This is a genomic window from Eisenbergiella massiliensis (assembly GCF_003435485.1).
The window spans coordinates 1-24,430 of the sequence record NZ_QVLV01000029.1 but is presented as its reverse complement, the minus strand read 5'-3'; the positions used below and the strand labels follow the sequence as shown (position 1 = coordinate 24,430).

Annotated in this window: 20 protein-coding genes and 1 tRNA gene; 4 read left to right on the top strand and 17 right to left on the bottom strand. The window is 50.6% G+C overall.

The window, feature by feature from the left end:
• Window positions 1-10: 10 nt before the first annotated feature.
• Window positions 11-1,663 (bottom strand): Na/Pi cotransporter family protein, encoded by a 1,653-nt coding sequence (locus DXC51_RS25600; protein ID WP_025491106.1) that lies wholly within the window; start codon window positions 1,661-1,663, stop codon window positions 11-13.
• A 262-nt stretch (window positions 1,664-1,925) separates the two neighbouring features.
• Between DXC51_RS25600 and DXC51_RS25595 the strand changes: the two genes are divergently transcribed.
• Entirely contained in the window at window positions 1,926-2,660 is a 735-nt protein-coding gene (locus tag DXC51_RS25595) for a cell wall-binding repeat protein (RefSeq protein WP_021638791.1), read from the top strand.
• Window positions 2,661-2,718: 58 nt separating this feature from the next.
• Here the strand turns inward: DXC51_RS25595 and DXC51_RS25590 are convergent, their stop codons facing one another.
• The 9 genes from DXC51_RS25590 to DXC51_RS25550 form a co-directional block, all read right to left on the bottom strand.
• The gene (locus DXC51_RS25590) at window positions 2,719-3,648 is read right to left on the bottom strand and encodes a bifunctional riboflavin kinase/FAD synthetase (RefSeq protein ID WP_021638790.1); all 930 of its coding nucleotides are present in this window, start codon (window positions 3,646-3,648) and stop codon (window positions 2,719-2,721) included.
• A 78-nt stretch (window positions 3,649-3,726) separates the two neighbouring features.
• Window positions 3,727-4,623: a tRNA pseudouridine(55) synthase TruB gene (gene truB / locus DXC51_RS25585; RefSeq protein ID WP_021638789.1), complete on the bottom strand. Its 897-nt coding sequence runs from the start codon at window positions 4,621-4,623 to the stop codon at window positions 3,727-3,729.
• 78 nt (window positions 4,624-4,701) lie between these two features.
• Window positions 4,702-5,643, bottom strand: coding sequence for a DHH family phosphoesterase (locus DXC51_RS25580; RefSeq protein ID WP_025491102.1), 942 nt, complete (start codon window positions 5,641-5,643; stop codon window positions 4,702-4,704).
• 50 nt (window positions 5,644-5,693) lie between these two features.
• Window positions 5,694-6,089 carry a 30S ribosome-binding factor RbfA gene (gene rbfA, locus DXC51_RS25575; RefSeq protein WP_021638787.1) on the bottom strand — a complete coding sequence of 132 codons (396 nt, stop codon included), beginning with the start codon at window positions 6,087-6,089 and terminating at the stop codon, window positions 5,694-5,696.
• Window positions 6,090-6,125: 36 nt separating this feature from the next.
• Entirely contained in the window at window positions 6,126-9,266 is a 3,141-nt protein-coding gene (gene infB / locus DXC51_RS25570; protein ID WP_021638786.1) for a translation initiation factor IF-2, read from the bottom strand.
• Window positions 9,267-9,280: 14 nt separating this feature from the next.
• Window positions 9,281-9,622 (bottom strand): L7Ae/L30e/S12e/Gadd45 family ribosomal protein, encoded by a 342-nt coding sequence (locus DXC51_RS25565; RefSeq protein ID WP_081745525.1) that lies wholly within the window; start codon window positions 9,620-9,622, stop codon window positions 9,281-9,283.
• Complete coding sequence (gene rnpM, locus DXC51_RS25560) at window positions 9,579-9,851, bottom strand: RNase P modulator RnpM (RefSeq protein WP_021638784.1); 273 nt, start codon at window positions 9,849-9,851, stop codon at window positions 9,579-9,581. Before rnpM ends, DXC51_RS25565 begins: the two co-directional genes overlap by 44 nt.
• Window positions 9,844-11,112: a transcription termination factor NusA gene (gene nusA / locus DXC51_RS25555; protein ID WP_021638783.1), complete on the bottom strand. Its 1,269-nt coding sequence runs from the start codon at window positions 11,110-11,112 to the stop codon at window positions 9,844-9,846. Before nusA ends, rnpM begins: the two co-directional genes overlap by 8 nt.
• 21 nt (window positions 11,113-11,133) lie before the next feature.
• On the bottom strand, window positions 11,134-11,598 hold the full coding sequence (locus DXC51_RS25550) for a ribosome maturation factor RimP (protein WP_021638782.1): 465 nt from the start codon (window positions 11,596-11,598) through the stop codon (window positions 11,134-11,136).
• A gap of 1,163 nt (window positions 11,599-12,761) precedes the next feature.
• On the opposite strand from DXC51_RS25550, the gene DXC51_RS25545 reads away from it, so the two are divergent.
• Complete coding sequence (locus DXC51_RS25545; protein WP_021639641.1) at window positions 12,762-14,117, top strand: sodium-dependent transporter; 1,356 nt, start codon at window positions 12,762-12,764, stop codon at window positions 14,115-14,117.
• A 184-nt stretch (window positions 14,118-14,301) separates the two neighbouring features.
• On the opposite strand, the gene DXC51_RS25540 is transcribed toward DXC51_RS25545, so the two are convergent.
• Window positions 14,302-15,168, bottom strand: coding sequence for a MerR family transcriptional regulator (locus DXC51_RS25540; RefSeq protein WP_021639642.1), 867 nt, complete (start codon window positions 15,166-15,168; stop codon window positions 14,302-14,304).
• A gap of 157 nt (window positions 15,169-15,325) precedes the next feature.
• On the opposite strand from DXC51_RS25540, the gene DXC51_RS30325 reads away from it, so the two are divergent.
• Complete coding sequence (locus DXC51_RS30325) at window positions 15,326-15,460, top strand: hypothetical protein (protein WP_278336995.1); 135 nt, start codon at window positions 15,326-15,328, stop codon at window positions 15,458-15,460.
• Window positions 15,461-15,570: 110 nt separating this feature from the next.
• Here the strand turns inward: DXC51_RS30325 and DXC51_RS25535 are convergent, their stop codons facing one another.
• The 3 genes from DXC51_RS25535 to DXC51_RS25525 form a co-directional block, all read right to left on the bottom strand.
• A complete protein-coding gene (locus DXC51_RS25535) occupies window positions 15,571-15,999 on the bottom strand; it encodes a MarR family winged helix-turn-helix transcriptional regulator (RefSeq protein WP_021639644.1) in 429 nt (142 codons plus the stop codon).
• A gap of 134 nt (window positions 16,000-16,133) precedes the next feature.
• Window positions 16,134-17,990, bottom strand: coding sequence for an ABC transporter ATP-binding protein (locus DXC51_RS25530; protein WP_021639645.1), 1,857 nt, complete (start codon window positions 17,988-17,990; stop codon window positions 16,134-16,136).
• The gene (locus DXC51_RS25525; RefSeq protein ID WP_117545679.1) at window positions 17,990-19,714 is read right to left on the bottom strand and encodes an ABC transporter ATP-binding protein; all 1,725 of its coding nucleotides are present in this window, start codon (window positions 19,712-19,714) and stop codon (window positions 17,990-17,992) included. The genes DXC51_RS25530 and DXC51_RS25525 overlap by 1 nt, the downstream gene beginning before the upstream one ends.
• A gap of 282 nt (window positions 19,715-19,996) precedes the next feature.
• On the opposite strand from DXC51_RS25525, the gene DXC51_RS25520 reads away from it, so the two are divergent.
• On the top strand, window positions 19,997-20,257 hold the full coding sequence (locus DXC51_RS25520) for a hypothetical protein (protein ID WP_021639648.1): 261 nt from the start codon (window positions 19,997-19,999) through the stop codon (window positions 20,255-20,257).
• A gap of 79 nt (window positions 20,258-20,336) precedes the next feature.
• On the opposite strand, the gene DXC51_RS25515 is transcribed toward DXC51_RS25520, so the two are convergent.
• The 3 genes from DXC51_RS25515 to DXC51_RS25505 form a co-directional block, all read right to left on the bottom strand.
• Window positions 20,337-20,408, bottom strand: a tRNA-Glu gene (locus tag DXC51_RS25515).
• Between the two features lie 286 nt (window positions 20,409-20,694).
• Complete coding sequence (locus DXC51_RS25510) at window positions 20,695-22,035, bottom strand: glycoside hydrolase family 5 protein (RefSeq protein WP_021639649.1); 1,341 nt, start codon at window positions 22,033-22,035, stop codon at window positions 20,695-20,697.
• A 167-nt stretch (window positions 22,036-22,202) separates the two neighbouring features.
• Window positions 22,203-24,206 (bottom strand): glycoside hydrolase family 31 protein, encoded by a 2,004-nt coding sequence (locus DXC51_RS25505; RefSeq protein ID WP_035323967.1) that lies wholly within the window; start codon window positions 24,204-24,206, stop codon window positions 22,203-22,205.
• Window positions 24,207-24,430: the final 224 nt, after the last annotated feature.

Below are 24,430 nucleotides of genomic sequence, written 5' to 3'. Positions count from 1 at the left end.
TTCATTATTATTACATGGCTTTACTTACTTCATATTCCGTATTATTCATGGCAAATGCGATATTGGTGGCATGATCCGCCACTCTCTCCAGTCCGCTCACCACATCGGAGAAAATCATACTGGCTTCCGGCGTACACAGGTTCTTGGTCATACGTTCTATGTGGGATTTCTGGATTTCCCGTTCCTTCTCGTCAATGGCATCCTCCAGATTCGCCACATCCTCGGCACGCTCATCAGAGCCTGTGGAGAACATTTCCACCGAAAAACGGATGATCGTATTGACCATATCCAGCATCTGTCCCAGCTCATGCTGCGCCTCCTTGCTGAAGCCTACGCCGGTGGCCTTTCTCTGTCTTGCCGCATCAGCCACATTTTCCGCATGATCGCCGATTCTTTCAATATCATTTACAATATGGAACAGGGCGCCGATGCTCTTCTGATCCTCAATGGGCAGTGTGGTCTGGTTGATTTTAACCAGATAGTTGGTAATGGAATGATTGAGGAAGTTGATATTCTTCTCCACCGAATAAACGGTTTCAATATCTTCCTCATCCAGGGTTATCAGCGCGTTCATGGCGCGGTTCAGGTTGTCGGAGGCAAGATCAGCCATACGCTTCAGCTCCTTGTCCACCTCTACCACCGCCGTAGCCGGATTGAAAACGGTCCTGTCCCCGATATATTTCAGCGTGAAATTGTCGCGGTCGTCCATCTTCATGTCCTCGCCAGGCACGAAGAAATAGGTCATTTTGACGATCAGGCCGGCAAACGGGAAAAGCGCCAGTACCTGGAACACCTTGAAAATAGTATGGGCGTTGGCCACGAAACGTCCCGGGTTGGAGCCGGAAACAATATGAAGCAGATCGATAATCGGCCCCATGGCAAGCTTAAGGATGATATACATCAATACCGTTCCTATTACATTGAACAGGAAATGGATCATGGCAGCCCTCTTGGCATCCTTCTTGCCGCTCAGGGAAGCCAGCAGCGCGGAGGTACACGCGCCGATATTACAGCCGAGTATGATAAACAGACAGATGGGAAGCTCCAGCAGCCCCTGATTTGCCATCAGCAGCACAATACTTACCGTTACAGAGGAGCTCTGGATTACCGCTGTCAGCAGCGTCCCTACAAGAATGGCAAGCATCGGGCTTGTCAGGGAAGAAAGAATATGCACTATCTCCGGCATGTCCCGCATACCCGACATGGCGCTGGACATCCCGGACAGGCCCATGAAAAGAACGCCGAAGCCAAGGATAATATGACAGATTTTAACAATGTTCTGCCGCTTGCAGAACATGATGCCCAGGATTCCTGCCAGAAGGAATACCGGGGCTATCTCAGAAAGGTTAAAGGAAACAAGCTGGGAGGTCACCGTAGTACCGATATTGGCACCAAAGATTACACCCGCCGCCTGATACAGATTCATCAGCCCCGAGTTGACGAAGCTGACCACCATTACCGTACACGCCGAGGAGGACTGTATAACCGCTGTAAAAATAATACCGACCAGCATTCCAACAAAGCGGTTCTTGGTAAACATCTCCAGGATGCCCCTCAGCTTGGCACCCGCCGCCTTCTCAATACTCTCGCTCATCAGCCGCATGCCAAACAGGAACAATCCAAGGCCCCCGGCCATTGACAACAGCATCGCACCTATACTCATCTTTTGTCTTTTTCCTTCCCACCTGCGAAAAAGGCCTTTCGGCCTTTTCTCCAGGGTTTGCATTATACATCGATTTTACTTTTTATTTACGCACACTTTACGTATATTTTAAGGGATTCTTAAGAAAGTTACAAGAGGAAATGGGGAAAATGTTGATTTTTGTATCAGACGCTTACAATATACAGATAAATTTTGTTGGCTGTTTAACCAGAAAATGGTATACTAAGGAAAAGATTTTATTGGGGAATAAGGAGGATATGCAATGAAAAAAAGGATAGTGACTCTGTTAACCACAGCCCTGCTTTTGAGCTTCGCCTTCTCGTCCACGGTTTCGGCCGCAGGCTTTGTCCAGGATACGGCAGGGGTAAAGTTCCAGAACGATGACGGAAGCTTTGCCGCCAACACCTGGGTGCAGGCCGGGACGGGCATCTATCATCTGGATGCCGCCGGTTTCGTGCAGACAGGCTGGATTCAGGTAGGTGAGCTCTGGTATTACCTGGATGAAACAGGTGTATGCACCAACCCTGAGGGAAGCCCGGTTGGTCCCAATGCCGAAGCCGCCACCCCTGCACCTGCAGCGCCTTCCCAAACAGCTCCGCCCCAGGCGGCCCCCGCTCCCGCCCAGACGGCTCCCGCACCGGATGCCGCCATCGCCGCTGTTTTTGAAGCCGCGGGCTGGACGCTGTATGCGCCCACTGATGCGACACTGCTGCAGAATGGCATTGCCTCCGGGCTGATAGGCTTTGACGGCGCACGCTACTGGGCGTCACCTGTATTTACGGCGGCCCTGGCAGGACAGACTGTCCCTGCGCCGCAGCAGCAGGAAGCGCCGCAGGTAACAGCGGACAAGCCTCAGGAGAAAACCGTTTACATCACGGCTACCGGCAATAAATATCACAGAGCAAGCTGCCGTTATCTGGAGAAAAGCAAAATTTCCATCGACCTGTCCGACGCCCTCGCCGCCGGTTATGGCGCCTGCAAGGTCTGCAGGCCCTGAGCCGCATAAGCAAACACCTGAAACAGCATATCTGCAGGTCACAGAAAAACCGGAGACGTCACAGCCTCCGGTTTTTCCAATATTCCCTGCCCGCTTCTATGTCCCGGGCCATATTCTGCTTTAATTCTTCCACACTTGAAAACTTCATCTCCGGACGGCAGAAGGAATACAGGCTCACCTCCACATATTCCCCGTAGATTTCCTCATTAAAATCATAAAGATTTGTTTCCACGCTCATCTGGCCGCTGTTGCTCACCGTAGGCCGGCAGCCGATATTTGTAATGCCGTTCAGCTGTCTGTTTCCGGCGGATAACCGGGAAAGATACACGCCGTTTGGGGGCAGGAGCTTGTCCCTGGGAGGAAAAAGGTTCACCGTGGGCATCCCCAGCGTCCTTCCCAGCCTTTTCCCATGCATGACATTCCCCGCCACACAGTAGGGAGCGCCCAAAAGCCGTTCCGCCAGCTCCATATTCCCCTTCTGCACCTCTTCTCGCACAAAGGTGGAGCTAATCTCCCGGCCGTTATACATGATTTTGTCGATAACCTGTACCTGATAACCCATCCGTTCGGACATGGCCTGCAGAAGATGCCAGTCCCCCTTTCCTCTGTCTCCATAGGAAAGATCCGTCCCTGCCGCAATAAACCTTGTCTGCAGCCTGTCATGCAGCACTTCCCGGACAAAGGTCTCCGGCGGCATGGCCGCGGTTTCCGCATTCATGGGGAATTCAATCAGAAGATCGATTCCCATCCGGTCAAAAACCCGTCTTTTTTCTTCCTTGGTTGTCAGCTCTGCCTGCGGCTTCCCTGAGAAAAACACCCCTGGAGGGGGATCAAAGGTGAAAACCGCCGACTGCAGCCCATCCTCCTTTGCCTTCAGAATCTGAGAAAGAAGCATTCTGTGGCCCTGATGAATGCCGTCAAATTTGCCGATGGCCACCGCCGTATGGTGTTTACATTCAAATTCTGTCGTACCCGAAATTATCTGCATTGAATCACTCCAGTATCCGTACTTTCCGTTATTTCTGCGGGATATTTATCTAAAGGGTTTGGTTCCTTCACGGTCACATTACAGGAACATTTTTACGGGCTGATACCTTTCCTTCTCCTCCGAGAAGGCATAAATGCCGTAAAAACGTCCTTTTCTGTCATACACTCTCACCTGTCCGCCGTCCGGAGTCCTTACGCTTTCCTCCGCCTGGCCGGGATAAAAGGCATTCCCGTTTTCTATCAGCCTGGCAAAAGCGTCCTTCACCGTAAGGGCAGGAAGCTCTGTAAACATCGCTTCCACAGGTATCACCTTTTCTTCCAGCCTGCCCTGCGCCGCCAGTTCTTCCAGCTGGGAAAGCTTCAGCGCGCCGTCAATGGTAAAAATGCCCACTCTTGTGCGCTTCAGGCTTTTCATGGTGCCGCCGCAGCCAAGCTTCTGTCCGATATCATGGCATAAGGTCCTGATATAGGTTCCTTTGGAGCAGGCAACGCGGAAGGTGATTTCCGGCAGGCTGACGGAGAGGATTTCGATGCTGTGGATTTCCACCGGCCTGCCCTTCCTCTCCACTTCCTTCCCCGCCCTGGCCAGCTCATACAGCCTTTTGCCGTTCACCTTCAGCGCAGAGTACATGGGCGGGATCTGTTCATAAGCCCCCACAAAGGATCGGATGGCCTCCACAGCCTGCTCTTCATCCGCCGTCACCTCATGCTCCTCCAATACCGTTCCGGTCACGTCCTGGGTATCCGTCACCTGTCCCAGAAGAAGCACAGCCTCATATTCCTTGCTTTTATCAGTAAGCATATCACACAGCTTCGTGCCGCTGCCCAGGCAAACAGGAAGTACCCCGACCGCTTCCGGATCCAGGGTACCTGTATGGCCGATTTTTTTCTGCCTGCATATGCCGCGCAGCTTTGCCACCACATCATGGGAGGTAAAGCCCGCTTCTTTATAGACATTCAGAATGCCGTTTATCATGTATTCCGCTCCTTGATAAACTGTTTCCAGCCGTCCGGTCAGGCTTAACGAGCAGAAAAATGCCCGCTGGCCGGGTAGTTACAGCTGCTTTTCAATATGTAACGAAAGGTTATTGATTACATCATGGCAGGTGCCGTTCATGGTGCAGCCCGCCGCGCGCACATGCCCGCCTCCTCCGAAATAGGAAGCGATCTGCGATACATTGACGAGGCCGCCGGATCTCATGCTCACCTTATACTCCAGCACGCCTGTTTCATACATGAATATGGCGCATTCCACGCCCTTGATACTGCGAAGCTGGCTTACAATGCCCTCCAGATCCTGGGGCGAGGCTCCATAAAAATCCATGGTTTTCCTGTCAATGACGCTGACCACGCATTTTCCGTCCATGAAAAGGATGCTTTCCAGCAGTGCGCGGCCGAGTATCTGCGTCTGCAGATAGGTTTTTTCATAAAATGTCTCTTCTATGAGACGGCTGAAATCAAAGCCATAGGAAATCAGCTTTGCCGCCGCCCGAAGGGTTTCCGGCGACGTATTGGAATACTGGAACACGCCCGTATCATGGATAATGCCGATATAAAGCGCTTTGGCAATCTCTTCGTCCAGCTGTTCCTTTTCCGTCAGATCATAAATAAGCTCGCTCGTAGAGCTGGCTGTGGGAACCACATAATTCACATCCCCGCAGCCCTTATTGCTGATATGGTGGTCAATATTTATCTTTTTCACAGCGCTGTTGAAATACGCTTCTGCTCCTCCCAGGCGGTCGGACGCAGTATCCAGGGCGAAAAACACATCAAAGCGTTCCTGCTCGCCGTATTCGCTGTCAATTTCTTCCACACTGCTGATGCAGCTGAAAATATCAGCCGGTTTTTCCAGGAAAATATGAAGGTCCGCATCGGGCCTTACCTTTTTCAAATAAAGGTAAAGGCCCATACAGGAACCGACACAGTCTCCGTCCGGACGGATATGTCCGCTGATCCCTATCCTTTTTGCCTGTTTACATTCTTCCAAAAGCTTCATATCAGACCTCCCTGCTGTCAAACATGCGCCAGGCGGAAGCATCTGCCGGCTTATTCTTCTCCGGCTTCCTCATCCGTCTCCGCCTGCGTCCCTGCGCTGCCCATAACTTCATCAATCTTATGGGACATGTTTACTCCGTAGGCAATGGACTGATCCATGATAAAACATACCTCCGGCGTAATACGAAGATTGATTTCCTTCGCCAGCCTGCTTTTGATAAAGCCGGCGGCGCTTCTTAAGCCGGCCAGCGTATCCGCCTGGGCTTTTTCATCCCCAAGCACGCTGATCCATGCCTTGCAGGTCTTCAGATCCGGAGAAACCTCCACCGCTACCACTGAAGTAAGGGGAGCGATTCTGGGATCCTTTATTTCCCCCCGGATGGTTTCGGCAAGCACCTTCTGCACCTCCGTATTGATCCGGGTATTTTTAACACTGTTTTTTCTCATATTACTCCTACCTGTGAGGCAGCATTCCTTCGCAGCTTACCTGGGAACCTCCACCATAATGTAGGCTTCCACGATATCGCCCTCCTGAATCTGGTCAAAGCCGTCAAAGACAAGACCACATTCATATCCGGAACGTACTTCCTTCACATCATCTTTAAAACGCTTGAGACTTGCCAGAGTGCCTTCATAAATCTGATCCTTGTCTCTGGTAATTCTCACCTTGCAGTCTCTCTTGAACTCACCGTCAAGCACATAGGAACCTGCAATGTTGCCCACTGCGGATGCTTTGAAAATCTGACGCACTTCCGCATGGCCGATAACCTTCTCCTCAAATACAGGATCCAGCATACCCTTCATTGCAGCTTCGATATCCTCGATAGCCTGGTAAATAACTCTGTACAGACGGATATCCACGCCCTCTCTTTCGGCCGTTGCCTTCGCCGTTGCATCCGGACGGACATTGAAGCCGATAATGATGGCATTGGAGGTTGCGGCCAGGGTGACATCGGATTCGTTGATGGCGCCTACGCCGCCGTGGATGCATTTTACAACCACTTCTTCATTGGTCAGCTTAAGCAGGCTCTGTTTTACCGCTTCCACGCTGCCCTGTACGTCGGCCTTGATAATCAGGTTCAGTTCCTTCAGATTGCCTTCCTGAATCTGGCTGAACAGATCATCCAGAGACATTTTAGCCTTTGTCTCTTCCAGCTTCTTCTCTTTATTCTGTGCGATAAAGGTTTCCGCATAGGCTCTCGCCTCTTTGTCGTTCTCATGTGCCAGGAATACCTCGCCGGCATTGGGAACATCGGAAAGGCCCAGGATTTCCACAGGGGTGGAAGGTCCTGCTTCCTTGGCGCGTCTGCCCTTATCGTCTATCATTGCCCTAACCTTGCCATGGCATGCGCCGGCAGAAATAAAGTCGCCCACGTGAAGGGTGCCCTTCTGTACCAGTACGGTTGCCACAGGTCCACGTCCCTTATCCAGCTCCGCTTCGATGACAAGGCCTCTTGCCTGTCTGTTGGGGTTGGCCTTCAGTTCCAGTATTTCGGAAGTAAGCAGGATCATCTCCAGCAGCTGGTTGATGCCGTCGCCGGTCTTTGCGGATACCGGTGCGAATACGGTGCTTCCGCCCCATTCCTCGGGAATAAGCTCATATTCTGCCAGTTCCTGCTTCACCCTGTCGATATTGGCATTGGGTTTATCCATCTTATTTACAGCAACGATGATTTCAATGCCTGCAGCCTTTGCATGGTTGATCGCTTCCACGGTCTGGGGCATAACGCCGTCGTCCGCCGCAACCACCAGGACCGCGATATCCGTGGAGTTGGCGCCGCGCATACGCATGGCTGTAAACGCCTCATGTCCGGGAGTATCCAGGAAGGTGATTTTCTGTCCGTTAATCTGTACGGTATAAGCGCCGATGTGCTGGGTGATTCCGCCCGCTTCACGGTCTGTTACATTTGTCTTTCTGATAGCATCCAGAAGGGAGGTTTTACCATGGTCAACATGACCCATAACACAGATAACAGGAGGCCTGGAAATCATATCCTCTTCGTTCTCTTCGTCTTCCTTCAGCAGTTCTTCAATGACATCCACCTTAATTTCTTTTTCGCAGATAATGTCATAATCAATGGCGATATTTTCCGCATCTTCATAGGAAATTTCCTGATTCAGGGTAACAACCTTGCCCTCCAGGAACAGCTTCTTGATGATTGCGGCAGGCAGCAGCTTCATTTTATCGGCCAGTTCCTTAATGGTGATGGTATCACCTACGGTAATAACCTTGATCTGTTCCTCCTGAGCCTCTTCCTTCTTAGGCTCCGGCTTGATAAATCTGCCGGCCTTGTTTTTCAGTTTGTTCTTTGCCGCATTGTCCTCTTCGTAAATAAGGTCTTTCCTGGAGCGTTTATCCCTCTCCTGGCTGCTGCGGCGCTTCTCTTCGTCCCTGTGCTTCTCGCCTTCTTTAATCGGGCTTTCGGGGACAAAACTCTTGCCGCCCGGCGCAGGCTTCCTGAATTTATTGTCCGCGGCACGTTTAGCGTCCGGCCTTCCGCCTGCGCCCTGTGTACGGTCTCCCTGAGGACGGTCACTATTGCCGCCAGGTCTGCCGCCATTTGCATTACGGTTAAAGCCCTGGCCAGGCCTCTGGCCGCCGCCAAAGCCTGGACGGCTCTGGCCTTCACCAGGTCTGCCCTGAGGCCTGTCGCTTCTGGGCGCCCTTGTGTCCGTACGTCCGCCCTGCGGTCTGTCGTTTCTCGGATTTCTGGACTGCGGCCTGTCTGTCCTGCCGCTGTCCGGACGGCTGCCCTGCGGCCTGCTGCCCTCCGGGCGGCTGTTCTGCGGCCTGTCGCTTCTGTTATCCGTTCTTCCTTCATTCCTGTTATCACTTCTCTCGGCCCTTGCCGCTTTTTCCGCGGCAGCTTTTTCTTCTCTTGCTTTCTGTTCTCTGGCTGCTCTTTCCGCAGCTTCCGCACGCCTGCGCTGTTCTTCCAGCCTCTCATCGGGCATCTGGGGCTGTGAAGGCTTGGTAAGGGGCTTGATCAGCTTGGGCTGTTCAAAACCGATTCTTCCTGAAGAACGGTTCTGGTTATTATTCTGACGGTTCTGGCCGTTTCTTCCCTGCCCGCCGGAATTGTTACCGCGGCCGGAATTATTTCTGCCGCCGTTGTTTCCATTATTTCCATTATTTCCGTTGTTGCTGCCCCTTCTGTCTCCATTATTTCCAGACACACCAGGTTTATTCCCGGCTGAGGACTGACGCTGTCCGCCGGACTGCATTTTGCTGTTGTGCGGATTGCTCACAAAAATAATGTTTTTCTTCTTTTTCACCGGCGCATCGGCTGCGCCGCCTTCACGGTGCTCAGCGGCAGGCTGTGCCGCCGCAGAAGGCTGCGCTGCCGCAGTCTGGACCTGCTCCTGCTTTCCGTGATTTTCATTCTGCGTATTCTCTGTTTTCTTTTCCGGCGTAACGCCCGTCGTCTTCATGGATGCTTCTTCCACTACGCGTTTTTCTCCTTCGCTTTTACCAAAATGTTTCTTTACCATCGCTGTCGCATCGTCTTCAATGGAGCTTTGGGCGGCTTTCGCCTCCACCCCTTTGCCCTGAAGAAATGTGATTACGTCTTTACTGTGTATACCTAACTCTTTTGCAAGTTCAAATACTTTCGTTTTTGCCATGCTGCTACCTCCGTCTACTTGGCTTCTTCCAAATGTCCGATCAGGCTTTTGGCAAACCCGTCATCTGTTACCGCCAGGGATGCCCTCATTTCCTTTCCCATCGCGTGTCCCAGCCCCTCCTTGGTATCATAGAGGTAAAAGGGTACGCGGTAGTACTCGCACATGTTCCGGAAGTTTTTCTTTGTATTGTCAGAGGCATCATTTCCTACGATCACCAGCCTTGCAGCACCGGACTTCACACACTTTTCCGTCATGAACTCACCGCTGACCACTGATGAAGCCCTGGTGGCAAGACCCAGCAGGGATAAAATCTTATTCTGCTTCAAACTCCTCAAACTCCCTCTCCAGACTGTCATATACTTCATTTGGAATATTCATCTTGAAGGAGCGCTCCAGGCCTTTGCCTTTCCTTGCCTTTTTCAGGCATTCCATGGATTTGCAAAGATAAGCGCCTCTTCCATTTTTTTTACCGGTCACATCCAGTACAATGTCTCCTTCTGCAGTCTTCAGGACGCGCATCATTTCTTTTTTGCCCTTCATTTCGCCGCAGCCTACGCATTGTCTCATGGGAACTTTCTTATTCATAGTTCTCTCCGTCATCCTCTGTCAGTTCTTCCTGCGAAGCTTCATCCAGGTTCTCGTCGAAGGTTTCTTCAAGAGGAGCTTCCTCATAGGCTTCCTCTCCGGCGTATTCCCCGGAATCCTCAGACTCCTCATAATCGCCGTCGTACTCTTCCTCGTATTCGCCGTCTTCCTCATCGTAATCATCATCCAGATAATCCTCGTAACGGAAGCCGGGTGCATCCTTGGCCTGAGTCTCGCTCTTGATATCTATCTTGTAACCTGTCAGCCTTGCCGCCAGTCTGGCGTTTTGTCCTTCCTTGCCGATTGCCAGGGAAAGCTGGTAATCAGGAACAACAACCTTTGCGGTTTTTTCATCAGGATCCGCAAATACGGCAACAATCTTGGCAGGGGAAAGTGCATTCTGAATCAGGTTTCCGGGATTCTCATCCCAGTTGACGATATCGATCTTCTCGCCGCGCAGCTCATCCACAATGGCGTTTACCCTGGCGCCGTTCATACCTACGCAGGCGCCCACCGCGTCAACGTTGGGATTGTTGGACCAGACAGCCATTTTTGTACGGCTTCCCGCTTCTCTGGCGATGCTTTTGATTTCTACCGTTCCGTCCTTGATTTCGGTAACCTCAGATTCAAACAGCCTCTTAACCAGCTCCGGATGGGTGCGGCTCACAAGGATACGCGGTCCCTTGGGTGTGTTCTTCACCTCCAGGATATAGACCTTGATTCTCTCGGTGGGCTTGAATACCTCGCCCTTTACCTGCTCGCTTTCATTCAGGAGGGCATCGGCCTTTCCTAAATTAATGCTTATGTTCTTACCCACATATCTCTGGACAACGCCGGTAACCACATCTTTTTCTTTTTCAAAATACTGATTGTAAATTACGCTTCTTTCTTCTTCCCTGATCTTCTGCAGTATCACGTTCTTGGCATTCTGTGTGGCAATACGCCCGAATTCCTTGGACTTGATTTCCACATGAATGACATCTCCCACCTTGGCTCTCTTGGAAATCTCCTGGGCATCCTCCAGGGCGATCTGCAGGCAGTCATCCTCCACGTCATCCTCTGTCTCCACCACTTCCTTTTCCGCATACACGAGAAAATCGCAAGTTTTCCGGTCAATTTCCACCTTCACGTTATCCGCTTTGCCGAAATGGTTTTTGCACGCCGTAAGCAGGGAATTCTCAATCGCCTCAAAAAGTGTCTCCTTGCTGATTTCTTTTTCTTTTTCCAGAATATCCAGCGCTTCCATTAATTCCTTATTCATTGCTTTAACCTCCAAAAATATTTAAAAATCAAATGCAAGCCTTATCAGGGCGATTTCAGACCTTGCAAAAACTTTTTCTTCCTCTTGTGTTTCAATTGTGACGCTGTTTTCATCAAATGCTTTCAGAATGCCCGCAAATTCCTTCTGTTTATCCTTAGGCTTGTAGAGCCGCAGCTCCACTTCCTCTCCAAGGCTCTTTTCCAAATGCTTATCCTTCTTCAGCGTCCTGCCCAGTCCCGGGCTGCTGACCTCCAGAATATAAGCATCATCAATAAAATCCTCTTCATCCAGCTTGTCGGAAAGCGCTCTGCTCACATTCTCACAGTCGAGAATATTCACACCCTCCGGCTTGTCGATATAAGCCCTCAAATACCAGTCGCTGCCTTCCTTCACATACTCAACGTCGTAAATCTCCACGCCGTTTGCTTCTGCAATGGGTGCAAGCACTTCTTCGGTACGGGTTTCAATCGTTCTGCCTTTTGACATTCGTTCACCAGTTCCTTTCTTTATTCAGTTGTAAGTTGCCTAATCAATAAAGAAGAGTGGACCGGAAGTCCACTCTACTCTAGTAATCTTATTAACCTTACAGTAGTATAACACCATTGTATACAAAACGCAAGTGCAAAATGCGGAGGGTGTGGTGGCCTCTCGGGAGGGTGGATAAGCCCGGAGCATTTCCGGTGGTGTCTGGGGGAGGGGTTCCGGGGTGCGGGGCGGGCTGTGTTACAGGTGAGTCCCGAAAAAATGGGATATTTCTAATCGTCCCGTTTTTCCATGCTTCTTCCAACATGGCGCAAACTCCTCACTTCGTTCGCAAGCGACTAAAGTCGCTGACAGCGCCATTAGGAACGGAGCGAAGCATGAAAAAACGGGGCGATAAGAAATATCTCCATTTTTTCGGGACTCACCTGTAACACAGCCCGCCCCGCACCCCGGAACCCCTCCCCCAGACACCACCGGAAATACTCCGGGCCGGCAGGTAACGAAAAGGGCGCCGCACGCTTCTGTATTTTATATAGAAGAAAAAGAAAAAGGACTGGAGGGAGGTAATTTTATTTTATGGGGTTTTAACTTGTTTCATTATTCTTTTTTCAACAAATGTCGCTGTATTCAGGGATAAGCGCATCCGGCCCGGTTCCTTTCTTCTGTTTCACGGAGGCGGCGGGAGGTTGGGAGAGCTACGGCAGGGCGGGGAGGTGGGGGAAGGGAGCGGCTCCATTGGAAAAAACGGTGATGTTTCTTACTGCGCCGGAAGGCCGGGATTTTGCCGCCCTTTGCGGCTTGTCTGACGAACGCAGACGACCACAGCAACTAAAATACAGCCACCACACACAGGGGTCGCTGCGGAGGAGTTTCAGCCGCTTCGGCACAATCCTGGCCTTCCGGCGCAGTTAGAAACACCCCATTTTTGAGACTGGGGCCGCCCCTCCCCCCACCTCCCCGCCCTGCCGCAGCCCTCCCAACCTTCCGCCGCCCCCATGAAACAGAAGAAAGGAACCGGGCCGGATGCGCTTATCCCCTCCCCACTCTTTTTGTATTTGGGACTTTTCTCTTGGTTTTTAGTGTGATAGAATATATTGTCACAGCGGCATTGTTTTGAAGCGGCAGTGCAGCGCTGTAATTCATATTATTTTAGGGGGTTTTTCCTTATGAAAGAACAAAAGAATTCGTTTTCCGGCCGGATCGGTTTTATATTGGCGGCGGCAGGGTCTGCTGTGGGGCTGGGGAATATCTGGCGGTTTCCTTATCTGGCGGCGAAGTACGGCGGAGGGACTTTTCTGCTGATTTATCTGATACTGGCGGTGACGTTTGGTTTCGCCCTGATGCTGACGGAGATTGCTTTGGGGCGGAAAACGGGAAAGAGTACGTTGTATGCTTTTACGTCCCTGAATAAGAAGTTTTCTTTCCTGGGCGTGCTTTCCAGTATTGTTCCCATTATTATCTTTCCTTATTATTGTGTAATCGGGGGATGGGTGGCCAAGTATCTGTTTGTGTATGTGACAGGGCAGGGGCTGGCGGCTACGGAGGACAGCTTTTTTACGGGTTTTATCGGTGAGGTTGGGCAGCCTTTGTTCTGGCTTTTCCTTTTTATTGCGGCTACTGCTTTTATTGTTATGCTTGGCGTGGAAAAGGGGATTGAGAAGGCGAGCAAAATATTGATGCCGATTCTTGTCCTTCTTTCCCTGGGAATTGCGGTTTATGTGGTGACGCGGCCGGGGGCTGTGGACGGGCTGATTTATTATATCAAGCCTGATTTCTCGGAGTTTTCGGTGAATTGTGTGCTTGCGGCGATGGGGCAGCTTTTTTATTCCATGTCTCTTGCCATGGGTATTATGATTACGTATGGTTCTTATATGCCGAAGTCGGAAAACATTGAGTCGTCGGTGCGCAGCATTGAGCTTTTTGATACGGGAATTGCTTTTATTTCAGGTATGATTATTATTCCTTCGGTATTCGTTTTTTCCGGCGGGAACAAGGATATTCTTTCTTCAGGGCCGAGCCTGATGTTTATTACGCTTCCCAAGGTTTTCGCCAGTATGCGGGCCGGTGCGATTCTGGGGCTGGTATTTTTCCTGCTTGTTTTATTTGCGGCCCTGACTTCTTCCATTTCTTTAATGGAGACGGTGGTGTCTATTGTTCAGGACAAATTCCATATGAAAAGGAAGACGGCGTGTCTTGGAGTCATGGTTTTTGCCCTGGTGATGGGAATTCCTTCTTCTCTGGGCTTTGGCGTGCTTTTCTGGGTGGCTCCTCTGGGGCTTTCCATCCTGGATTTCTTTGATTTCCTGAGCAACAGTGTGCTTATGCCTGTGGTGGCGTTATTTACCTGTATTTTTGTGGGTTTTGTCGTGAAGCCGAAGGTGGTTACGGATGAGGTGAAGCTTTCCGCTCCGTTTAAGGATGAAAAGCTTTATGTGGTTCTTGTGAAATATGTGGCTCCGATTCTGATCTTTTTGATTCTTATCAGTTCTATCGCCAATACGTTTGGTTGGATTAGCCTGTAAGGGCAGTTGGGTCGGTTTCAGGCGGTGTGCCAGAGCAGGGCAGCCGGAAATGGGAAACGTGGATGTGTTTCTCATTTCCGGCTGTCTTTTTTAGTTTTGCAGGATGTGTTCTGCGGGATGGTTCGGCTGACTGCTGACCGCAGGCCGGAGGAAAGCGGAGGGTGGAAAGCGGCCTTTTCGGCGGTTATTGCGCTTCCAGGCAGGCTTTTATGGCTTTGCTTATGAACTCTGAGGCGCCGGGGCCGTACTTTTTGTTGTTGGCTTCAATATATGCTGGGTTGGTCCGGTAAAGCTCCGCCATGAATTCCCAGTAGTTATCTCCCATATCTGTGCCTTTGTTCGATTCTTCAGTCAGGGTTATCAGCCCGGCGGTAATTTCGCGTATCCCGGGATCTGCGGGATCCTTGGTGAGGTCAGCGGTGAGTTTCCTGGTCAGGGCCTCTGTTTTTTCGGCAAGGGAAAGGGCTTCCGTCCGGGAAAATGCCGGGCCGTCCGCAAGAAACCGGGCCAGGTTCTTTTGGGCTGCCTTTGTGTAATTTTCAATGCTGCCATATTGTTTTACTGCCATTTCGCCAATCTCATCTTCCCTGGAGCGCATCATTGTAAGCATCTCATCAAAGCTTTCCAGGCTTCCAAATTGTTTTACAATTTCTTCGGAATTATTTTGTCTGTATTCATTCAGTGCGTTAAAGTAATCCGTCATATCAAATTTTTTGAAGTCCATGCATTTTTCTCCTTTAATCAGTTTGTCCAGCAGTTCGATCAGGGCATTCAGACGGTCGCGTTTGAGCTGTATAAGTTCGCGCTGTTTTATGAATGCGTTCATTTTATCAAACTGCGGGTTTTCCATAATGGTTTTAACTTCCTTCAGCGTGAAGTCCAGTTCCTTGAAAAAAAGGATCTGCTGGAGAGTTTCCAGCGTATTTTCATCGTAGAGGCGGTATCCGGCCTCCGTCAGTCCCGCCGGCTTGAGCAGTCCGATTTCATCGTAGAACTGGAGGGTGCGCACGCTGACTCCTGTCAGGTTTGCCACCTGTTTTACTGTCATCATATATTTGCACCTTCTTTCCTTCCCTCAGGTATTACTTTAGGCTATCACTATACGTGAGGGTCAATACCTATAAAATCTTTTTGCAATTATTCTGTGATTGGGTTTGTATAATATGAAAGCCGGTTTGGCGTATGAAAGGAGTTTTTTGGAGAAAAACATGGATATTTTGACAGATGCGGTAATAAAGGCAGCTTCAGAAGCTGTTGATAAAGAAGGGGTCAGTAATATAAACTTAAAAACGCCGGAGATGATATCAAAAAAGCAACGGACTGCGTTTATTCCGGCTTTATGATAATTCATCCCAGCGTTCGGAGCCTATTCAGCGGGCGGCAGCATGGGGCGCAGGGAACCGCAGGCTGTTTTCATGGGCGAGGGGCAGGAAATAGGGCGTCCTCTCCCGCCCTATTTCCCGCCGCTTTTCAGGTTGGCAATGATCTTCTTCGCACAGGCAAGGAACTCTTCCATTTCCTGTTCATGGAAGCCCTGCCAGATTTGTTCGTCAATATTCCGGAAGTCCTCATGCACCTGGGCGGCCCTGCTGCGGCCTTCCTCAGTGAGGACTATAAGGAAGGAACGGCGGCAGTCGGGATGCTTTTCCCGGGTCAGGTATCCGGCTTCCTCCAGACGGTCGAGGGTGCGGGACATGGTTGCCACATCCATACAGCACCGGTCGGCCAGTTCCCGCTGGGTCACATGGTCTTTTTCATATAATTTATTCAGAATCCTCGGCTGTCCCGGTGACAGTCCCAGCTTCTGAAAATACGGCTGGAGGATTCTTTTCCTGGCAATTTCCATTTCCACCATCGCATCTCTGATTTCCCATTTTTCCATTCTGTTATCACTCTCCTGACTTTCATTCCGGCGGCATCCTGCCGCCAGGGTTCTTCCCCAGCTTCGGGTATGAGGCCGGGGAGGAACCTTTGCGGGGTACAGGCTTCTTTTTTATTGTAGCATGGTTTGACGGGTCATTCCAGTTCGAATTGGCCAGTATACAGCTGATAGTAGCGGCCTTTCTGCTCTAAAAGCTCCTCGTGATCGCCCCGTTCTATGATCTCTCCTTTTTCCAGCACCATAATCGCCTTGGAATTACGCACGGTGGAAAGTCTGTGGGCTATGACAAATACGGTCCGTCCCTCCATCAGGGCATCCATGCCTTTTTCGATAAGCTTTTCCGTCCGGGTATCGATGGAGCTGGTGGCTTCATCCAAAATCAACACAGGCGGGTTGGAAATTGCCGCTCTGGCAATGGCAAGCAGCTGTCTCTGTCCCTGGGAAAGATTGGAGCCGTCGCTGTAAAGCATGGTCTGATAACCCTCGGGAAGCCTTCGGATAAAGGAATCCGCGTTGGCGATGCGGGCCGCTTCCTTTACTTCCTCATCCGATGCCTTCAGTCTGCCATAGCGGATATTATCGGCAATGGTCCCGGTAAACAGGTGGGTATCCTGGATTACCATGGACAGGGAACGGCGCAGATCCTTTTTGCGGATATCCCGGATATCCAGGCCGTCGTAGGTGATGGTGCCGCCCTGGATCTCATAAAAACGGTTGACCAGGTTGATGATCGTCGTCTTTCCCGCGCCTGTGGAGCCTACAAAGGCTATTTTCTGGCCGGGCTTTGCATAAAGGCTGATGCCGTTTAATATCTTCTTTTCGGAAGTATAGCCAAACACCACATCGGTAAACCGCACATCGCCCTTCAAAGGCACCAGATGGCTGCCGCCGTCCTTATCCGGCACCTTCCAGGCGTAATCCCTGCCCTCGCTGCCGTTTTCTTCCAGCTGTCCGTCTTTTTCCCGTACATGGCAGAGCGTGATTTTCCCTTCGTCTGTTTCCGGCTCCTCTTCCATCATCTCAAAAATACGCTCCGCACCGGAAAGCGCCGCCAGCAGGAAATTGATCTGCTGGGTAAACTGGTTCATGGGCATGGCGCTCTGTCTTACATAGACCAGATAAGAGGCCAGGCTTCCCAGATCCATCAGTCCGGACAGCACAAACATGCCGCCCACGCAGGCGGAAACCGCATAGTTAAAATAGGAAAGGCTGACGATTGTCGGCACCATCATGCCCGAATAGGACAACGCCTTTGTAGATGCCTCCCGCAGCGCTTCATTTCTCCGGCAGAACTCTTCGAAATCCTTATCCTCGTGGTTAAAAACCTTTTCCACCTTCTGGCCGCCCACCATTTCTTCCACAAAGCCGTTGATGCTTCCCAGATGCTTCTGCTGGGCCAGATAGTATTTTTTACTCCGCTTTCCGTTAAACTGGATAAAAAGGAACATCAGCAGCAAAAAGCCGATGACAATCAGGGAAAGCCTGAAATTCAGGATAATCAGCATGGTAATGGTGCCAGTTACCACGATAAAGCTCTGTATCAGAAGGGTAAAGCTGTTGTTCAGCGCCTCGGTCAGGGTATCCACATCATTGGTGAACCTGCTCATCAGCTCGCCGTGAGTATGCGCATCGAAATAGGAAAGCGGAAGGTCCTGGGTATGTTCAAATAAATCCCTTCTGATGCGTCCCACGATTTTCTGGCAGGTGTGCACCATCAGCTGATTGTAGCCCAGCGTGGCCAGCGCCCCGAAGCCGTACATGACGGCCATCAGAATCAGGATGCGGATGAGCCCCGGGATGTTTCCCGGCAGAATGTACCGGTTGATAACCGGCTTGAGCATATAGGTTCCCAGAATGTTGGCAAGGCTGCTGATGCACACCAGTATCCCCACCAGCACCATGGACCATTTATAGATTCCCATATAGTGGAGCATCTTTTTCATGGTTTTCTTTTTATCCTTCGGTCTTGCATATCCGGTATATTTCGCCATTACAGATCAGCTCCTTCCTTCTGGGATTGATAGATTTCCTGATAAATTTCATTATTCTTCAGAAGCTCCTCATGGGTGCCCACGGCATAGACCCTTCCATCCTCAAGGATGATGATTTCATCCGCATGGACGACGGAGGTGATCCGCTGGGCAATGATGATTTTGGTGGTGCCCGGCAGGCTGCGTTCCATCCCTTCCCGTATCTTCGCTTCCGTTGCCGTGTCCACAGCGCTTGTGGAATCGTCCAGAATCAGCACCCTGGGCTTCTTCAGCAAGGCCCTGGCAATACAGAGCCTCTGTTTTTGCCCGCCGGATACATTTACGCCGTCCTGGCCCAGGTCGGTGTCATAGCCGTTTTCCAGCCTTTCGATAAATTCATCCACGCAGGCGGTTCTGCATGCCTCTTCTATCTCTTCCTCCGTGGCGTCCTCCTTCCCCCACCGCAGGTTATCCCTGACGGTTCCGGAAAAAAGCGTGTTTTTCTGAAGCACCATGGCTATGGCATCCCGCAGATGCCTCAGCGGATATTCCTGCACCGGATATCCGTCGATGCGGATCTCTCCCTCCGTCACATCATACAGACGGGGAATCAGCTGCACCAGCGTGGATTTGGCGGCGCCGGTTCTTCCGATGATGCCGATTGTCTGGCCGGCCTTCATATGAAGCGTAATGTCCGAAAGCACATATTCCTGCGCATCTTTGCTGTATTTAAAGTATACATGGTCAAAATCAATTTCTCCTTTTTCAACAAAAATGTCCTTTGACCGTTCCTCGGTGATGTCGATTTTCTCGTCCATTACCTCCGTGATACGCTTCCAGGAGGTGAGGGATCGGGTGAACATCATAAATACATTGGATATCATCATAAGGGAATTAAGCACCTGGAGCACATAGCTTAAAAAACCGGTCAGCTCGCCCACCTGCATGCCTCCCACCAAAATCAGCCTGCCGCCAAACCAGAGGATGCACAGAATGGTAGTGTACATGACAAGCTGCATGGCAGGCATATTCAGGGAAGCGACCCTAAAAGCCCTCTCCGAGGTGGTCAAAAGCCCTGTATTCACCTCTTCGAATTTCGCCAGCTCATAATCGCCTCTGACATAAGACTTCACCACCCGGATTGCCGTCAGGTTTTCCTGGATAATGCGGTTAACCAGATCCACTGCTTTCTGCATTTTGGAATACAGCGGCCGGACATGGGAAATAATGAGGAATAAAAGAACGCCCAGAACAGGCGCCGCTATCAGGAAAACCACTGCCAGCTCTTTGTTGATATAAAAGGAAACGGCAATGGCGGTAATCATCATCACCGGCGCGCGGCAGGCCGGACGCATGCCGCCGGAAATGGAATTCTGGATATTGGTCACATCTCCCGTCAGCCTTGTGACAAGGGATGAGGTCCGGAAATGATCCGTATTGGCAAAGGAGAACTGCTGGAGCTTACGGTATTCATCCTTTCGGATTTCCGCGCCGATGCCCTGTCCGCAGACGGCTGCAAATCTGGCGCTTCCCGCTCCCAGCACCATGGAAACAACCGCACAGCCCGCCATCAGCAGGCCTTTTTCAAAAATATAGGCCTTATCCGCGTTGGCAATTCCCACATCCACCATATCCGCCATGATGAGGGGAATAATCAGCTCCAGAAAGGTCTCCAAAACAATACAGAACACTGCCAGAACCGTTGCCGTCCTGTATTTCTTCATGTAAGAAAGTAAACGTCTCATACTGCCTCCAAATTCAAGTATTTACAATTATTGCATATGCAACTATTTTATGGGCATTATTTGATTTTGTCAACTCCTGCATCTTTTTTTATTTTTCATGCCCTGAATTATGCAACGGATCCGCTCTATCCGGGCTGTTATGGACTATTGCAAATATTACTACATTAATGTAGACTATATTACCGTTCTGTGGTAGTCTGTATATAGTGATGTGTCGGAATTTTGATATGGAAGGAGCCGCTCTTTGGGTGAAAAAATCGGAGTGGCCCGGAGGATAAGGAAATGTTGGATGAAATCACTGACTGTGCAGTATCAGGAAGGCTTCAGGAAATATTCCTGAAGGATGGGGATTACCGTAAGCTGAGCGAAACGGAAAAGGAGGCTGCCGTCAGCTGTTACCGCGAGCTGCCTGAAGAATACCATGATCTGGTGGAGTCGCTGATGGACTGTCATAACAGCTGCTGCGGGAAGCTGATAGAACTGGCATATAAGCAGGGAATGAAAGACTGTGCGCGCCTGCTTGAAGAGCTGAACCTCAAATAAAAAAACATAAAAAAAGAACTGTAGACACAAGGCCTGCAGCACTTCTTTCGGGTTGGGCTATTCTTTTCAAAATAGTCAGCAGCTCGTAGGGGAATCGAACCCCTGATTCCGCCGTGAGAGGGCGGCGTCTTAACCGCTTGACCAACGAGCCATCTGGTGTTGTCCGCGATAACTTCCCGCGTGACACTTGTATATAATAATACAAGTTGCCAGGAAATGCAAGTACTTTTTTTGAAATTTTTCTAATTTTTATTTTGATTTTATTTTAACGCAATATTATTTCATAAAAAACCTGCGCAAAAGCTGCTTTTTTAAGGGGCGGCAGAGCTTCGGAGGGATTATTTTTGCTGCCTGTCGGGCGTCTCCCTCCTGTTTCCTTTTTTCCTGCCGCCTTGCAGTTTTCCTCCTAATTAATTCCGCCGCCGGCCCGGCGCAGCTTATGCCTGCCGCCAGGTATACTTCTTCAAGAGCGCCCTGTAATCTTCATAGAAGGCACAGTTTTCAAACCGGAAGGATTCCGGCATGGACATGATTTCCTCTTTGGGGAATTCCTCCAGGACCGGCTTCAGGATATATTCCTCTTCCAGGCGGTACAGCACGCCCCTCAGCTGGAACTGCAGCTCGTATTTCAGTTCCTTTGCCAAATCTGCCGTATATCTTTTTCCCATATCCTCCATGATTTCATCCGCAGCGTCCATCTGCCCGTAATGCGACCAGTGTTCCCTGATCCTGCCGGCCAGCTTCATCCAGCCGGTGCCATCCTTCGGGTAGGCCAGGCCCATCCACTGTGCATCCTTATAGCTCCAAAGAGTCCAGGAAAGGCCATGCTTTTGAAACAGTCCCAGTGTTTCATCCAGAAGCTGCATCGTAAACGGAAGATCGTCCTTCTTAATATCCACCCCGGCTTCCCCACAGAGGGCAGGACGGCCGAATTTATCCCGCAGAGCCGCGAATCCGGCAAGCTGCTCATCCATCTTTCGCACTCTCTCCCTGGCGTCATAATCCTTATCACACAGATTCTTATCCCATACAGTAGGATAAAAATGGAAGGTCAGCGCCGTCTGTTCATCCGCAGGCAGCCTGATATCTGAAAAATCCATGGAGAAAAAATCGCCCTCAATAAAAATAATATGATTCTTATCCACCTTTCGCACTGCCTTTGTCACTTCTTCAAAGAAGGCATTCAGCACGCCCTCCTTTTTAGGCATAAGAAAAGGCTCATTGAGCAGATCGTAGCCTAACAGGAAAGGCTCGTCCTGGTATCGTTGTGCTATGTCCTGCCACAGCTTCACAATCTGTTCCTGGAAAATACGGAAATGCCAGAACTGCGGGATTCCCGTGGTGTTATCCGAGTGCCAGTCCGGGTTCTGTCCCCCCGGCACCGTATGCAGATCCGGCATCAGGAAAATCTCATACTTGCTGCAAAGGGCAAGCAGCCTGTCCATATAGCCAAAGCCCTCTTCCTTATATACCCCCGGATTCTCATCATCAATAAAAAGCCTGTAGCTGAAAGGCACGCGCAGCAGATTCACCCCGGATTCCTTCAGGAAAAGGAAATCCTCCTCCGTAAGGAAATTCAAAATAAAGGAATCAAAAAAACGGGCCGCGTCCTCCTTCCCCAGCACCCGGGCAAAGGTTTCCCTGATCTGTTTGTCCGTTCCCGGAAGCCCCAGCATAAAATGCTCCATATTCAGCCAGGAGCCCACGCCCAGCCCGGAAAACAGGATGGGCTTTCCCCTGTAATAAAATTCTTTTCCATTCACCTTAACAAAATCCATAATCAGCGCTCCTTATTTCCTCGTAGCAGTTCAGAACGGCGGGCCATTCAAGAAGATGGCAGTCCTGAACTGCTGCATTTTTTCCAACAATAACAGTCCCGGGGCATCCTTCCCGTCCCGGGACTGTTTTCTTCTATACTGTTTACATAGTAAGCGGCAGCCTGCCGTTAAAATTTCAGTTCCTTAAGACACCCGTTTTTCACAAAAACAGGAATGGCGTCAATGGGAGCCTCACATACAATATCCGCCCCGCCTGCATATACTTTTCCGTCATTCAGGCTGCGCCACTCTCCCGCAGGAAGATACAGCTTTCTTTCCCTCTGTTTTTCATAAAGGATGGGCGCCACAAGAATTTCCGGCCCGAACATATACTCGTCCTCGATCTCCCAGCATTTTCCGTCCTCCGGGAAATCATAGAACAGCGGACGCATTACCGGCGTCCCTTTTTCATGCGCCTGCGCCATCAGGCGTTTTACGTAGGGCAGCATCCTTTCTCTCAGCTCCAGGTACTTTTTACAGATTTCATATACCTCTTCGCCGTAGCTCCATACTTCATTTTCCGCGCCACTGATAGCCGTTCCGCCGCCTGTGGTTCCCAGAGGCTCCTTGAAGGGCTCGCGGAAGCCGTGCAGACGGAATACCGGGCAGAATGCCCCGAACTCAAACCATCTGACCAGAACCTCCTTGAAATCCTCATCATATATATTTCCGCCGTGGAAGCCGCCGATATCCGTCGTCCACCAGGGAATCCCCGCAAGGCCCATATTCAGCCCTGCAGCCAGCTGGCTCCTTAAGGAGCGAAAGCTTGAGTCAATATCTCCGGACCATACAAGGGCGCCGTATTTCTGGCTGCCTGCCCATGCGCAGCGAAGAAGGTTCACAATGTTGGCCTGGCCTTCCCCTTCCATGCCTTCATAGGCCATTCTCGCGTATTCCCTGGGGAAAATATTGCCGATTTCCAGATCTGAGCCCAGGTAAAAACGATGGTTGCCGTATTCATAGTTGGTGAATTCCGGTTCCGCCTCATCCAGCCAGAAAATGCGTACGCCGTCGTCATAATAATTCTTTTTAATCTTGCTCCACACATATTTTCTGGCATCCGGATTGGTGGGATCCATGATGGCCGCATTGCCCAGCTGGTGCATCCTTTTTCCGTAGTCATTCCGGCTCAGATAGCCCAGCTCCTCCATTTCCTTAAAGTTCTCGCTGCCTTCCTCCACCGTGGGCCAGATGGAAACCATCAGCTTGATGCCCATGCCTTCCAGCTCGTCCACCATAGCCTTCAGATCCGGCCAGTAATCCTTGTCGAATTTCCAGTCCCCCTGATGAGGCCAGTGGAAATAATCGGCCACAATGACAGAGATTGGCAGCCCTCTTCTCTTATATTCCCTTGCCACCTCCAGCAGCTCCTCCTGCGTCTGATAACGCAGCTTGCACTGCCAGAAGCCGCAGCCGTAATCCGGCATCATGGGCACCTTGCCCGTGGCATCCGCATAGGCTTCTTCTATTTCGGCCGGCGTATCCCCGGCTGTAATCCAGTAATCCATCTGTCTTGTGGAAAGCGCCGTCCATTCCGTCAGGTTCTTTCCGAAGGTCACGCTTCCGATGGCAGGATTGTTCCAGAGCAGGCCGTAGCCTTTATTGGAAAGGGCAAAGGGAACGCTGGCCTGGGAATTCCTGTGGGCAAGCTCAACCACACAGCCCTTCATATCCATATACGGCTGCTGATACTGGCCCATACCGTATATTTTCTCTCCGTCATTCGGCTCAAAGCGAACGGCTAATTTAAAGTTTTCCGTTCCCATAATGGGTGTGAAGGTACGGGGGCTGATTTCCAGCGCGCTGTTGAATTCCCCTTCCACATTTTCACGGAAACGGTTCCTGTCATATTCCTCCAGAAGCAGCTCACCCTTCTGGTTGAAAAACTTCAGCTTGCCCGTCACCATCAGCTCACAGCGGATTTTACCGTTGGTGATGACGGCGCTTTTCCCGTCCGTTGTAATTTCCGGCGCCGAGGCCAGCGCCGGAAGAAGGGCTGAGGTTTCTTCGTCCTTATTAAAGGTATGGTTCTGCGTGGCGCGCACACGGAGACTGTCCGGCCCCCACGGCTCTATGACAAGAAGCTCCTTGTCCTGTCTGCGGTATATTTTGTTGTCGATTACTTTAATCATAGCTCCTCCTTTTAACCAGTTTTCCGGTTCCTGCATTTCCGCCTTTCCCGACGTCCTGAGCAGCAGGCGGTATCCGGCGGGATATAAATACATTATATTGATTTTGTACTGTTATTTCCTTCTGTTTCCTGACCTTTTATTTAAGGATCCTGACCTTTTTTTATAAATTCCATAATCGAGTAGGAGAAAATTTCTCTGATTAGAGAAATTTTCGACCTCTCACA